At 44.4% G+C, this 14,529-nt stretch carries 11 protein-coding genes and 1 pseudogene; 7 read left to right on the forward strand and 5 right to left on the reverse strand.

The window, feature by feature from the left end:
• Positions 1-45: 45 nt before the first annotated feature.
• Both H6F63_RS29015 and H6F63_RS29020 read right to left on the reverse strand, forming a co-directional pair.
• The gene (locus H6F63_RS29015) at positions 46-2,169 is read right to left on the reverse strand and encodes a carotenoid oxygenase family protein (protein ID WP_190640706.1); all 2,124 of its coding nucleotides are present in this window, start codon (positions 2,167-2,169) and stop codon (positions 46-48) included.
• 99 nt (positions 2,170-2,268) lie between these two features.
• The gene (locus H6F63_RS29020; RefSeq protein WP_190640707.1) at positions 2,269-4,578 is read right to left on the reverse strand and encodes a carotenoid oxygenase family protein; all 2,310 of its coding nucleotides are present in this window, start codon (positions 4,576-4,578) and stop codon (positions 2,269-2,271) included.
• A gap of 298 nt (positions 4,579-4,876) precedes the next feature.
• On the opposite strand from H6F63_RS29020, the gene serS reads away from it, so the two are divergent.
• From serS to rpsN, 4 genes are all read left to right on the forward strand, one after another.
• Positions 4,877-6,157 (forward strand): serine--tRNA ligase, encoded by a 1,281-nt coding sequence (serS, locus tag H6F63_RS29025; protein ID WP_190640714.1) that lies wholly within the window; start codon positions 4,877-4,879, stop codon positions 6,155-6,157.
• Between the two features lie 103 nt (positions 6,158-6,260).
• Complete coding sequence (gene rseP / locus H6F63_RS29030; RefSeq protein WP_190640708.1) at positions 6,261-7,352, forward strand: RIP metalloprotease RseP; 1,092 nt, start codon at positions 6,261-6,263, stop codon at positions 7,350-7,352.
• On the forward strand, positions 7,349-8,086 hold the full coding sequence (gene nth / locus H6F63_RS29035) for an endonuclease III (RefSeq protein ID WP_190640709.1): 738 nt from the start codon (positions 7,349-7,351) through the stop codon (positions 8,084-8,086). The genes rseP and nth overlap by 4 nt, the downstream gene beginning before the upstream one ends.
• A gap of 73 nt (positions 8,087-8,159) precedes the next feature.
• Complete coding sequence (rpsN, locus tag H6F63_RS29040) at positions 8,160-8,462, forward strand: 30S ribosomal protein S14 (protein WP_190441684.1); 303 nt, start codon at positions 8,160-8,162, stop codon at positions 8,460-8,462.
• 56 nt (positions 8,463-8,518) lie between these two features.
• On the opposite strand, the gene H6F63_RS29045 is transcribed toward rpsN, so the two are convergent.
• A complete protein-coding gene (locus H6F63_RS29045; RefSeq protein WP_190422645.1) occupies positions 8,519-8,848 on the reverse strand; it encodes a hypothetical protein in 330 nt (109 codons plus the stop codon).
• Positions 8,849-8,986: 138 nt separating this feature from the next.
• On the opposite strand from H6F63_RS29045, the gene aat reads away from it, so the two are divergent.
• The 3 genes from aat to H6F63_RS29060 all read left to right on the forward strand — a co-directional run bounded on the left by aat (position 8,987) and on the right by H6F63_RS29060 (position 11,158).
• Positions 8,987-9,562, forward strand: a complete 576-nt coding sequence (gene aat, locus H6F63_RS29050) for a leucyl/phenylalanyl-tRNA--protein transferase (RefSeq protein WP_190640710.1) — start codon at positions 8,987-8,989, stop codon at positions 9,560-9,562.
• Between the two features lie 103 nt (positions 9,563-9,665).
• Positions 9,666-10,493: a cyanoexosortase A gene (gene crtA / locus H6F63_RS29055; protein WP_190640711.1), complete on the forward strand. Its 828-nt coding sequence runs from the start codon at positions 9,666-9,668 to the stop codon at positions 10,491-10,493.
• Positions 10,490-11,158: a cyanoexosortase A system-associated protein gene (locus tag H6F63_RS29060; RefSeq protein ID WP_190640712.1), complete on the forward strand. Its 669-nt coding sequence runs from the start codon at positions 10,490-10,492 to the stop codon at positions 11,156-11,158. The genes crtA and H6F63_RS29060 overlap by 4 nt, the downstream gene beginning before the upstream one ends.
• A 92-nt stretch (positions 11,159-11,250) precedes the next feature.
• Here the strand turns inward: H6F63_RS29060 and H6F63_RS31270 are convergent, their stop codons facing one another.
• Together H6F63_RS31270 and H6F63_RS31275 are read right to left on the reverse strand one after the other, a co-directional pair.
• Entirely contained in the window at positions 11,251-13,167 is a 1,917-nt protein-coding gene (locus tag H6F63_RS31270; protein WP_347276845.1) for a VIT domain-containing protein, read from the reverse strand.
• 162 nt (positions 13,168-13,329) lie between these two features.
• Positions 13,330-14,223: pseudogene (locus H6F63_RS31275) on the reverse strand (serine/threonine-protein kinase); the annotation flags it as partial.
• Positions 14,224-14,529: the final 306 nt, after the last annotated feature.

The raw sequence follows: 14,529 nt of genomic DNA on the forward strand, positions 1-14,529 counted from the left end.
TTTCCACTATATAACAATATAGTGGAAAAAATTCTTAAAAATATCTCATGTATTTCTTGACTCTCTATCAAAGTATGGATATACTTCTTGACTAAATATCCCCTGAATTTCTGGAGATTTATGGTTCACCAGCTCCTCGTAATCTTGACGTACAGGGACTTTGTAATTAGCAGTGCGGGGTGTAATTTTTGGCAACCATGTTGTATGTATTGTATAACCAAAGTTTACTGAAGGATGACTCAGTTTGCACAAAGGGCCCTGTGCCAAGCTTTGAGCATTGAAAATCCAAATCTCTTTACCATGTTGGGAGACAACGGTACACACGATATAACCGTCGGTTGAATCATTGTTACTATTAGCACTTGGGACAAATTGCGGTGAATTGATGATGTGGCTGTCCCAATGTTTTTGGTCTTTGGAGACAAGAGGAAATTCATAGGAGTCCGCGATCGCCATCTTTTTTGTATCCAGTCTAAACAAGCAAGAGGGTCTGCCTTTGCCAGCGTCTGGAATATCCAGAAGTTGCTCCAGGGGTATTACCCGATACTTATAGTTTTTGTACAAATCAAAGACGAACTCAGTCAGTAATTCCTGCCAAAATCCAAAAGACTGCCAATAGATATTTTCAATTTTCTCGGTTGACGTTCCGGAAGATGGGGTGTCGCGGTACGTGTAGAGTGATAGCCCCCAAGTACGTTTAGTATCAAAGATAACCTTTGACTCCAGAATTTCTGCTTTTTCAGCATCAATTACATAGCGTCCTAGACGACCGATATCCATTGCCCCAACTGATAGCATTCCTTCCAGATGAGGCGATGCAGGCTTGCCATCGTAGGCAGAATCATAACGCCGCACCCATTCCGAGACATCAGTAGCGCATTCGTGGGCGACATGAAGGGTAATTTGCCCATTGGGGTTGTCGTAGTCTACTAGAAAATGGGCAGCTTCGAGGGGAAGTACCACCTTCTGAGCAACAACTTCAACTTCTTTGTCATTATTATATGCTGGACGTTGTCCGGCTTTCAGGCGATCGCGTCGCACAATATATATACTCGTGTCCGGAAGTTGCGATCGCGTCAGCAGCTTTCTCAACAGTCTTTCTGCCTGCTTACTCCCTGAAATCGGGTTATTCAAAATCTGTTCCATGCCAAATTTCAGGCAAGTATCCATCAGCACCACATAATCCCGACTCACCGCTATCTGGTGCATAGTTTGCTCAATTCGGACAGGTTTACCATCCGGCAAAACCAGCTTCCAGCGTTCAAACTCACCAACCCCATTCCAGCGAATTAAATAGACAAAATCCGCAATTCCGAATAGTTTCTCCAGCCAGCCTTGCAAAAATTGCCATATGCTCTGAGAAAATTGGGAGAATGAATCGAAGATTTTTTTGACAAAATCTTGTTCGTCAAAAAAGGAAGCGATCGCTTCCAGAAGTTCCTCCACTTCTTGCGGAAGTTTTTCCAATTCGTAAACCAACCCAATAGTTTCTAAAAAATTCGCTAACGACCTACCATAATTAACAGTAAACATCTCTTCAGTGCGGGCATCAAAACAAGGATGCGCCGTACTCAAAACAGGTTGAAAGGGAATATTCAACTGCATCCCCGGACACCACTCTTTATTTGTCCCAACTGCCGTTACTACCTCAAGCGTCTCCAAGTCAATCTCATACGGACGACCCCCATCAAAAGTCACCAGCAAACGCTCATTTTCCTCACCAGAGAATTTCATCGGCAGAAATGCGGTATTTAACTGATCCCGCATTCCCAGATGCAGAGAAAACCGTGCCATGCCATAATCGCGAAACTGATACTTGTCATAGCGGCTTCCAGGTCGAGTTGCTATATCAGCGTAATAGCAAGGTGACTTAGCAATCCGTGTCTTCAACCACACTTCACCAGGCTTGTGAAAATCTAGGCGATAAATCATGCCATTGCCATTCCAAACATGGGTGCCGTCTGGATTTGGCAAACCCCCGGAATTGACAGAACCCACGGGTGCCACGATAAATACATGACCGTGGAGATCGTGCGGTAATTTTCCCTCAACCACCTGCAACGCCACATCCGTGAGTTCGCTAGCACTTGCCGTCATCATCCCCTCTGGGAACGGAGGCAAACCGCCTGGGTTAATTGCTTCAGCCTGGTTTTGATTGGGTTCGTTCATATCGCGCCAAAACTCGCTATTTATAGAATTCCCAATCAACCATCAAATTTACCAGACGGCGGATCGGCATCCCAATTGTACTAACTCTACATTCCTACTTTAGACAGATGCGGAATTATTTTCAAATTTGGGGTAAATTTTCTCCTGAAACAGCTTCTCAATAAGCGGAGATTTCGTATCCTGCACCCGCTGATGATAATCTTCACACACCGAAATGTTGTAGCTAGATGAGCGGTTGCCAATATTTTGCAACCAAGTTGTGTGTACAGTCATGCCGATGTTAAATTGGGGATGGCTCAATTTACACAAGGGGCCTTTTCCTCCACGATTTAAGTCAGCAGCATCGAAAATCCAAATTTCGCTTTTGGCATCGCCGGAATTGACAACGCACACAATATAACCGTCCGTTGAAGCACCGTCACCATTACGGCGGGGTACAAACTGAGCCGAGTTTCCGAAGTAGCCTGGAGGAAATTTGTAAGTGTCGCATATTTTCATCTGCTTAGTATCTACACGGCATAAATTAACAGGTATGCCTTGTTTAGTAACTTCCCGCACCTTCTCTATCGACACCTCCCGATATTGATAGTCTTTATACGTGTCGAAGGCATACTGTGATAGCAGTTCTTTCCAGCATCCCCAAGAGTTCCAGTAAATATTTTCAAACTGCGCTGTCGGCACAGTACCGCTGTAAGCATAAATCGCTGTTGCCCAAGTGTAATCAAAATTTGTGAGCAGAGATGACTCAACTAGCTTGCCACTTTCTCCATCAATTACATAACGTCCGAGATGGTTAATATCCATGCCACCAATCGACATTCCATAAGGCAGATTATCAGTGCCGCTGACAACAGATTGGTCATATTTGCGAATCCATTCCGACGGGTCCCAAGCGGTATTATGCGCTAAGTGCAGCGTAATTTGGTTGTTAGGATTTTCATAATCTGCCAAAAAGTGTGCTGCACCTCGCGGAATTACCACTTTCTTTGCCTTAACAGTCGAGTTTTGGGTATCGAGGTCAGAACGGCGCACAATATATATAGTGGTGTCAGGCGTTTCTGCATAGTCAAGATATTTTCTCAGCAGATTTTCTATTTGCGGATGCTTTGGCAAAGGACTTGTCAGCAGTTGCTCTGGGCCTAGTTTGAAAACTGTGTCCATCAGCACTACATAATCTTGAGTGACTGCTATTTGGTGCATACTTTGCTTAATTTTTACCGGAGTAGTGCTTTTTCCCTCATCTAGCACAACTTCCCATTTCTTCAATTCACTTTCACCATCCCAGCAAATTAAGTAGACAAAATCCTCCATCTTTCTTGCTGCTGGCAGCAGGATTTGTGCTACCTTTACAAGGTTGAGTATTTCCAGGCAAAGTTCGTGAAAATTCTCAATTCCTTTCTCTAGTTCATATTTGAGAACTTGAATTAATTCATTCCAGATTTCCTCAAATCTTTTGGGAACATCTTTTTCTAGTAACAGAAGTTGCAGCAGCTCTCGAAAAATTTCAGCAAATTCTTCTATCTCTTTTTCTAATTGTTGGTTTAAAAATACTTTCAGCATTTGTTTACACAAATCATGAAAGATTTCTTCTCCGAACGGCAGCTTTGACTTCGTCTCCACAAGCAGTTGAGTTGGTTGGGAAACTTTCGTCAGTCGGTCTTCTACAGCTTTCAAAAAATATTCAAATTCTTGCAAAGGTTCTTCTATATCGTTAAAAAGTAGGGGGGATAAGGCAGTAGCAATTGACTTACCATAATTAACCGCGAATAGCTTTTGCGTGTTGGTGTCGAAGAAAGGGTGAGCGGCGGTTGTAACAATTCCAAAGGGAAGCGGTAGTTCAATTTGTTCGCGCCACTCTGAATTTTTCCCTACAGGCGTAACAACTTCCAGAGTTTTTGGATCAATTTCATAGGGTCTTCCAGCATCCCAAGTAATTAACAAACGCTCATTTTGACCGGGAAATTGCATGGGTAAGAATGCTGTATTTACCTCATTGCGAAAGCCGAGTGATATTGACAAACGAGCCAGACCGTGATTATTAAACCTAAGCTCCTCATATTCCGTTCCAGGTACGCTGGCTTTGTCAGCATAAAAGCATGGTGTTTTGGCAATTCTTGTGGTCAACCGCACTTTTCTCTCTTCTTGAACTTTGTCAAAGTCGAGGCGGTAAATCATAGCATCGCCATTGAACAGTGGCGTACCGTCGCTGGATGGGTGGATTTGAAAAGTGCCGGGAACAGGTTTGCTGTCAACAGAACCCGCTGGCCCAATAATGAAGGCGTAGCCGTACAGTTGTGGTAGTTCTCCTTCAATTGTCAGTTCCAGGTAACTCAACTCTTCCCGGCTGACTGTGAGAACTGATTTTGGGAAGGGTGCGGACAAAGATTCCGGTGTGTAATTATTGGTCATTGCTTTAGTTTTAAGTTACTTCGTTTATATAGTTCCCAAATCAACCATCAAATCACCTACCTCTTTTTGAGGCGTGAGAACTCGGTTGGTTTGCAAAATCCAAAATTACTATCCCAGCTATAGCGAAGAAAGGGCATATGCTAGAACAAGAGCGACATAGGCGAATTAGCGCAACAGAGCAGCCGCTAGACTAACTCCATGAGAAATTTTTTCGCCGCCGCAAAATCTAAAATCGATATAAGCTGTTCTGCAAACAGGATATCCTGATGTATTGGCAGCAACAGCTAGGGAAGAAGCAGTGCTAGACCTTAAGCAGATACGGGAAAATCCACAAGACGTTCAAGAGCGACTGAATCATAAAGGCGCTCATCATGACATAAAGCCGATTTTGCAGCTAGACCAGCAGCAACGGGAACTCGAAGCGAAGCGAAGTCAGCTGCAAGCGCGGGGTAACGAAATTGGTAAATTAGTCGGACAAAAAATTAAATCTGGCAGTGACCCCAATGGCGCAGAAATTCAAACGCTGCGGGAAGAAGGCAACTCTGTCAAAGCTCAGATTGCCGAACTAGAACCGCAAGAAAGAGAGCTGAAAGCCATAATAGAAGAACTTTTGTTAGCTCTCCCTAACTTACCCAGTCAGTCCACGCCTATTGGTAAAAGTGAAGAAGAGAATGTAGAAGTACGCCGCTGGGGTGATGAATATCTGCCCCAAAACTCTAATATTCTGCCTCATGAGGAAATTGGCGAGAAACTGGGGATTCTCAACTTTGAGCGTGCTGTCAAAGTCGCTAAAAGCCGATTTGTAACTTTAATCGGTGCTGGTGCGGCGCTGGAAAGAGCTTTGATTAGCTTTATGCTCGACCGACAAATCGCAGCAGGCTATGTGGAAGTTATTCCACCATTTCTCATCAACAGCGAATCCCTCAAAGCTACAGGTCAACTGCCCAAATTTGCTGAAGAAAGCTTCAAATGCGACCAGGATGATTTGTGGCTGGCACCCACAGCGGAAGTACCAGTGACGAATCTCTATCGGGATGAAATCTTGGAAGCGTCCCAGCTACCCATTTATCACTGTGCTTATACTCCCTGTTTTCGTCGGGAAGCTGGTAGCTATGGGAGAGACACGCGGGGGTTAATTCGACTGCACCAGTTTAATAAAGTCGAGTTGGTGAAATTCGTCCATCCTGACACTTCACCAGCAGAGCATGAATCGCTCGTAAGGGACGCGGAGGCTATCTTGCAGGCGTTGCAGTTGCCTTATCGGGTGATAGAGTTATGTACTGGCGACCTGAGTTTTAGTGCGGCGAAGTGCTACGACTTGGAGGTGTGGTTGCCTTCTGCTGGAAAATACCGCGAGATTTCCAGCTGCTCGAATTTTGCGGATTTTCAGGCGCGACGCGGCAGTATCCGCTTTAGAGAAACTGGGAAGAAGGGAACCCAGTTTGTCCACACACTAAATGGTTCAGGTTTGGCGATAGGGCGGACGATGGCGGCGATTCTGGAGAACTATCAACAACCGGATGGAACTGTCACAATACCGCAAGTGCTGCAACCTTATCTGGGACGTGAGGTTCTGTGAAGAGAGTCAGGAGTTATGAGTTATTAATTTCTTACTCCTGACTCCTAGCTTTTGCAGCACCGTAGAATGAAGAAGTATGTAGTTAAGTTGAATAAATATAAGTATGCCAGTTTTCGCGGCGATCGCAGTCTTAGCGCTTTTGATAGTGGTACACGAGCTGGGTCATTTTATGGCAGCTCGTCTTCAGGGAATTCACGTTAATCGCTTCTCTCTGGGTTTTGGGCCGATTTTGTGGAAATACCAGGGAACGGAAACCGAGTATGCCGTCCGCGCTTTTCCTCTAGGCGGTTTTGTTGGTTTCCCGGATGATGACCCCGACAGCAATATTCCCCCCGAAGACCCCAATCTGCTACGCAACCGCCCCATCCTCGATAGAGCGATTGTCATCAGTGCTGGTGTTATCGCCAACTTAGTTTTTGCCTACTTGCTGCTTGTGACTCAACTCGGCTTTGTGGGCATTCCAGACTTTAACTACAAGCCTGGGGTTGTGGTTACTCCAGTCGCCTCAGATGTTACTTTGGCCGCACTCCAGGCTGGCATCAAAGCCGGAGATGTGGTTCTGTTGGCAGATGGTCAACCACTCAAAGCATCTAGGGAAGCCATCCCGACGCTGATGAAAGTGATTCAAGACCATCCCAACCAGCCCATCCCGCTGAGTATCGAGCGTCAGGGTCAAAATATATCTTTGACTGTGACACCAGAACCAGGGGCAGATGGAAAAGGTCGCATTGGTGTCAAGCTGGCTCCTAACGGTACACCACTCCGTCGGCACTTGGATAATCCTGTGGACATTTTCACTACAGCTGCCACAGAATTTCAACGAATCGTGATTTTAACAGTTCAGGGTTTTGGGCTGCTAATCAGTAACTTTGGCGAAACAGCTAATCAGGTCGCAGGCCCGGTTAAGATTGTGGAACTTGGGGCAAATATTGCCAAGTCAGATGCCGCAAATTTGTTTCAGTTTGCTGCTCTAATCAGCATTAACCTGGCTATTATTAACATTTTGCCTTTACCCGCCCTGGATGGCGGTCAGCTGGCTTTTCTGTTGATTGAAGGCTTAAGGGGTAAGCCTTTGCCTACAAAAATCCAAGACGGCATTATGCAAACCGGATTAATGCTGCTATTGGGTTTAGGCATTTTCTTGATTGTGCGAGACACTTTTAACTTGGAGTCGGTACAAAGATTATTTCAGTGAGCATTACTCATAAATCGTCAAGCCAGCAGCAGCGGGCTTTGGAGATTCTAATTCGCCTGAAGCGACTGTATCCAGTTGCCCCCTGTACGCTGAACTACGAAACGCCAGTGCAGCTGTTGGTGGCAACTATTCTCTCGGCTCAGTGTACGGATGAGCGGGTAAATCAGGTGACACCAGCGTTATTTGCTCGGTTTCCTGATGCGATCGCTTTGGCAAACGCTGATATTATCGAGTTGGAAAATTTGATCCGTTCCACTGGTTTTTATCGCAACAAGGCGAAAAATATTCAAGGGGCAAGCCGCCTAATTTTGGAAAAATTTGGCGGCGAGGTGCCAAAACGAATGGAATTGTTGCTGGAATTGCCAGGGGTGGCGCGTAAAACGGCTAATGTGGTTCTCTCTCATGCCTACGGTATTAATCAGGGCGTGACGGTGGATACTCATGTAAAGCGTCTCTCTCACCGCTTGGGTTTGACAGAACACACAGACCCAATTCGTATAGAGCGGGATTTGATGAGAATATTACCCCACTCTGAAGAATGGGAAAACTGGTCAATTCGTTTGGTTTACCACGGTCGGGCAATTTGTAAGGCTCGGAATCCTGAATGCGATGCTTGCGTTCTTGCCGATTTGTGTCCTTCTGCCAATGTGTCCCAGTCCAATTCTGAGCAGGTGAGCATCCTCACGGTTCCTCTTGCCATCCCTGAAGAACCCCTGCCTAACCCTCCCCGTTAACGGGGAGTGAACAAATTATTGATGTTTAGAATATAATGGAGAATGGTGTCTAAATCTGCGGAAGAATTGATTCATGGCTAAAAAGAGCATGATTGAGCGGGAGAAAAAGCGCGAGCGACTGGTAGAAAAGTATGCCGATAAGCGTGCAGCGTTGCAGGAAGAATTTGATAATGCAACCACCCAACAACAAAAGCTGGCAATTCATCGCGAAATCCAGCAATTGCCTCGCAACAGTGCGCCCACCAGACTGCGGAACCGCTGCTGGGTAACTGGTCGTCCTAGAGGTGTTTATCGGGATTTCGGTCTGTCTCGGAACGTGATGCGGGAATGGGCGCACCAAGGCCTGTTACCTGGTGTGGTTAAGTCTAGCTGGTAGTCCTTAGTCCTTAGTCCTTAGTTGATTGTGTTTGACCAAGGACTAATGACTATTAACTATTGACCACAACAGCGGTCAATGCCAAGGCTGTCTAAAAGTAAGTCGCTGACGGCATTAGCGATCGCAAACTCGCTGTAGAAACTCTTAGAAAAGTCAAACGCCTGCATCTCTGTCAGGATAGCAATAACTAACGAACCCAGATCGTTTTCGCCTTCCATCCTTTGACGGACATAAATTTGGGACGCTCGGCGGGCTATTTCCTGATTGACAGGCTCTGGGATAAATTCTTGGTCAAGCCAAGTATGTAAAGATTTTTGCAGCCATTCGCCTTCCTGTTGGGCATTTTCGGCTGGTGGTAGTGTGATGGGTGGAATTGGTTCAGGCATTTGATCTATCAATTTTTGCGTATCAGCTTTTAAATTTCATCTGCCAATTTCACGATTTTAAAAGTGAAGGCAGTATTTTAAATATTAAGGTTGCACGCTGCTGTTTCGGGATATCTACAACCCTGTCGGGCTAAGTGCATGGAATTTGATATTTCCAACATTATCCAGGGGTATGCTCAAGGCTACTTTCTGATGGCGGATGACGATGATAACTTGGGGTGGTACTCCAGCCGTCAGCGGACGATGATACCCCTAGATGACCGATTCCGCTACCCAACCTCACTTAGGCGCGTCCTCAACCAGAAACGCTTCACTGTCGCTGTCAACCGGGATTTTCAAGCGGTTGTTGCTGGGTGTGCTAACAGGGAAACCACCTGGATTTCGCCGGAGTTACAGAAGATTTACTGGAAATTATATCAAGCTGGTTGGGCTTATAGTTTTGAAACTTGGCAGGGAGATGAGTTGGCGGGGGGAATTTTAGGAATTGTCATCGGCGGTGCTTTTATTGGCGAGTCGATGTTTTTCCGAATTCCGGAGGGGTCGAAGGTGGCGATGGTCAAGTTACAAGAGAGATTGCGATCGCGCCAGTTTGTTTTTTTCGATGCTCAAATGATGAATCCCCACTTGGAACGTTTTGGTGCTTATATAATTGACGATATAGATTATCAAATTTTGTTGCAGGAAGCGTTACAACGTCAGTGTTTTCTGATGTAGCAATTCTTCAATGAACCGCCCAGACGCGACTGGGCGCAGAAGAAGAGAATTTCATCAATGGATTAAGATTGCTATAGCTACAGATTAAACTTTTAATTTAATCATGAGCAACCTGAAAGTTGTCAAAGAGTTAAAATTCTGGGTATTAGCGATCGCAGCAGCTTTAATTACTCTTCATCTTCATTTGACTTGGAGAAGTGACAATACTGAACTGCTGAGTACAAGTTTCCTATTTTGGCTGGCTGTATCGTCCCTGGTTTGGAAAAAACGCGACACTTTAAATCTTGAAAGTGGAGTTTTTTCTAGCTTTTTTGGTGCATCCTTGATTATTTTGGTGCTGATTAAAAGTCTGCATCTGTCTAATTCTGTTTCTTTTCTTCGCATCTCACCTTTCATTTCTCTACTAGGCTTATGTCTTCTTGCTTCCGGTTTGAAGGGATTAAGACAATATTGGCAGGAACTGTTATTGTTGGCTTTTCTAGCCATAGCTCAAGGATGGATCTTATTAATTGGTGATATATCTATATTCACAGCTAAGTTTGCAGCTTTCGTTCTTTGGATTTTGGGTTTTGAAGTATCTCGTCAGGGAGTCTTCATTATTCTACCTAAAGATTCTATAGAAGTTTACTCTGGCTGTTCTGGTATAGATTTAATACTCCAGCTTCTGGGACTAGCATTTATTATTTTAGTAATGGTTCCTACTAATTTAACCAAAAAAATATTGCTGCCTTTTGTGGCTGTGGTTTTGGGATTTGCGGTTAATGGGGTGCGAGTTGCCCTTATGGCTGTTTTAGTAGCATTATCTCATCAACAAGCGTTTGAATACTGGCATACAGGAGATGGCTCGCTAATATTTTCTACGAGTGCTGTATTAATTTTCGGATTATTTTGCCATTTTATGGTACTAAAAGCTGTAAAGTTACAATCATGAACTGCTGGAAAAAAATCCGGATTTCCCTGTTAGCTACAACCTTTGGCAGTGTCTTGTTTGTGTTGGGAAAGTCAATTTTGTATCCCAGTTTAAGCGATCGCATCCAGTCCTCTTTGGTTTTTCCCGCAGCAGTTTCCTTACCGGGATGGCAGCCTTTGCCAAGCAGTCCCCTAGTCGCTCAAATTGCTGAGTCGTCTGAATACATTTCTGGAAGGCATTATCGCTATATCCAGAATGGTTTTCCACTGGATATAGAAATGCGATATTTGGTTAAGACGGATGGAAATATCAGACTTTATATTAATAAATATACAAATATACCGTCGTCTCCCGATCAACCTCTACCAATTTTACGTCAACAGGATGGGATAGGTTTTTATAGCCTTTTTGTTCATCAAAAAAGAGCTTATCTGAGTGCTTGCATTAATCCGCGTGGCGGTAGTACGGTGACAGATTATCAGTTTAGGCGCAACAGATATATCTACGATGTGCGGTTGAGCCGTTTTCTTCCCTGGTTGCTAGGTGAGGCAGATTTGCGGGATGTGCGTTGTCATTGGGCGCATTTGTCGGTTCCTTTAAATAATTCTTCTCCTGAAAAGGCTTATCAAGTTTTAGAAAAAACATGGATTTCCTGGTACAACTTGTGGAGTCCGCGCTTTTTTTGAAGGATTAATAATTGTTCAAGAGAAAATCAATTTTAAATAAACCACGTTAGCGAACGCCAACGTGGTTCATTCCCCTTTGCCAAAACCTGAAATTATTGCTTACTTTCCAATTTCTGCGATCGCTTCCAGGTAAAGTACATCCCCAGTAAGACAACTGCTAGAATGTTGCCTAAAATTTGGCTTGGTTCTGGTACTGGATCGCTGCCAGTATAAGTTGATTCGGCAAAGTCCATCCCTTCCGGTGTTTCTACTGGTACTTGCACCTTCTGAGCCTTTTTAGGATCAACTCGCACTTGTTCAGTGACAGCGACAAAAGCAGTGTATTTAGATAACAACCGATAACCCAGCGCTGTATCTGTAACAGCTTTGACATTTATTGGGTTTTCATTGCCATAGATTTCATTCATCAAATCTTTGATTCGGGCACGTCCCCAAAGTTGCGCGATCGCATCATTCCCACCGCCCTCAAAATCAATCGGCAACTTCTTCTCATAGCGCTTACCACCAGCAGCAATGCCAGTAATTTTCAAAGTACCACGAGCGCGATCGCCTTTGCGTCCAAACAACACCAACGGCTGATTAGCATACAAATCCGGTGCTTTCAACGGATAAATTTCTGGGGCTTTTCCAGAACCTTCCCAGCTAACTTCAATATTCGTCAGCACGGGATTATTAATATCTTGAAAGAACTTCTCAACTACTTTCTGCGCTGGTTCCTGGGGCGGTACAACTTCCGAAGTTCCCCGTCCTTCCTCAGCAATGCGGTCGATTAAAAAGCGATTAATTGAACTGCCAACACCAAAACTATAAAGCCGATTTCCCGGCTTCAAACGCTTTTTGACTTCTGCAATTACCTGCTCGTCGTCACCGATCAAACCATCAGAAATCATCACAACACTCCGCAGCCGCCCTTCTGGAGCCTCTGGGAAATTCAATACAGTTTGAATGCCGTTCAATAACTCACTACCGCCATTTGCATCCAAGCGATTAATATAATCTAGCGCTTTTTGTCGATTTCTCGGCGTATTTTGTAAGGGGGTGGAAGAAAGCTGAGTTGTGGAACTGGCAAAGTCAATAATCGTAAATGTATCGTTAGGATTTAACCCATTGATAAACCGCCGCATCAATTCTTTAGATTGCTGAATTGGTGCGCCCGATTGCGACCCAGAGGTATCCATGAGAAACACCACATCTTTTGGTACAATCTCATTGCTTTGATACTGCACTGCTGGGATTAAATAACTGGCGAAGTGTCCCCCTCGTTCATCTGCATCAGTTAATACTGTGGACTGAGTTTCATTCCCGGCGACTTGATAGCGCAAAATCAAATCTTTGTTGGGAATTGCGTTTTGTTTGCTCAACTCAACCCGCATCATCCGACCGTCTTTGGTGGCCAGCATTTGATGAGAAGGCGATCGCAAGTTACTAATCGGCACTCCCGCCTCAATTTCCACGGTCACGCCTATATCCTGTCCAGAACGGGTTCCGGCTGACAAGGTTGGGGGGTTAATTTTTGCGGCATCAGCAACATGATTTCCGGAGACGTAACGCGGCCCCACTACCATCGGAAAGACAAATTCATAATTGCCTTTTTCAAACTTCAGGCTTTCTGTATAGCGAATGGTGACATCAATTTTTTCCCCTGGTTTGATGTTAGCAAGAGACTGAGTAAACACATTATCTCGCTCTTGCTCTAATAAGCCAGCAGTTTGCCCTTGCTGCTTAGCTTGCTCGTAAATTTGTTTAGCTTCAGCGCGTTTTTTGATCTTGCCTCGGATGATGCGATCGCCTACTTTTATTTCCATATCATCCACCGCCGCTTCATCCGGAAGTGGAAACACATAAACCGCCTCTAAAGGATTATTAAAGGGATTTGTAAATGTCTGCGTCACTGACACCCGCGACACATTCCCGGAAACTTTCGCCATCACTTCCGTATGTGTTAGAGGAAACGCCTGCTGCTGCCCATTTACCGTGCCAAATAAACCGCCAGATTCTGGAGGCTTAATTGCCGCTCGATTTTCTGGTATCGAAACCTGCTGGGCCACGGGAGATACTAGATACCTCACTCCCACAAATCCAAACAGCAAAATGGCACCCGCCAGCAGCCATTTTTTCTTAGACTTGTTAACAACTGGAAGCCGCCTCAAATTCAAATCTTGCAAAACTTCCGCTGCTGATTGATAGCGGTGCTTTGTCCCAGTTTTCAGCATTCTGTCGAGAATACTACCCAAATGTTTACTAACTGGCTTGGGTAAAAAATGCCGCCAAACCCAGGTATCTTCGCTGGTATCGCTCAAATCAAAAGGCGGAATTTGAGTGAGCAAATGGATACAGGTAACGCCCAAACTATACAAATCGCTACCAAAAACGGCTTTACCTTTAGTTTGTTCGGGAGCCGTATACGCTGCCGATCCAATTACTGTTCCTGTTCTGCCTAACATCGTCTCAGTGGCGTATTTGGCAGCACCAAAATCGACTAATACGAGATGGTTATCTTTACGGCGGCGAATAATGTTTTCCGGTTTGATGTCCCGGTGAATCATCTGATGGCTGTGGACGAACTGCAAGACGGGTAATAAACTTTGCAGTAGTTGCCGAATTTCTGTTTCGTTAAAAGCTCCTTTTTGGGCAAGTTCTTGAGCTAAGTTTTGCCCATCAATAAATTCTTGTACTAGATATTGATGGTCATCTTGCTCAAAATATTCCAGCAACTGAGGAATTTGGTGATGTTTACCTAATAGCTCTAGGCGAGTTGCTTCTTCGCGAAATAACTCTGCTGCTTTTTTCCGATTGTTAGTACCTTGTTGTTGAGGAAAAAATTGCTTAATTACGCAACGTGCTTTGGATGATTTAGACTCATCGGTAGCCAGAAAAGTTCTGCCAAAGCCACCTTGTCCAATTTCTTTGATGGCTCGATAACGATCTTGTAGCAGTAGCTTTGTACCGCAACTAGAGCAGATAATTGCATTACCAGAATTTTCTGGCTGCTTACAATTAGGATTCAGGCAGTAGCACCGATGCTGATTGTGGGCTGTACTTTTTTGAGGCGGGAAGGTTGTCATAGCAGCCTTTTTTGAAAACTGTTCACGCCATTCTAGCCGTTTCGTTTCTATAATTAGGGTGAATAATTAGCCCAAAAGCCGCTCACAGTGGGAGTTTTAAGAAAATAAAATGTTTATTTTCTTGCAAGTACGAAATTTAGTAAGCTGTTACGCAGCTTGATTGTATAATATAAAATTAAGTACTAAGTTATTTTTAGCCACATATGCCAGCCAAAAACCATCTTTCTCAAGAACAAAAGGAACGGCTACTAAAGACTTTAAAAGAGCATGAGAATCCTTATGTAAGAGAGAAGGTGCTTATACTAT

Source organism: Trichocoleus sp. FACHB-40 (genome assembly GCF_014695915.1).
Classification (GTDB): Bacteria; Cyanobacteriota; Cyanobacteriia; order Cyanobacteriales; family FACHB-T130; genus Funiculus; species Funiculus sociatus.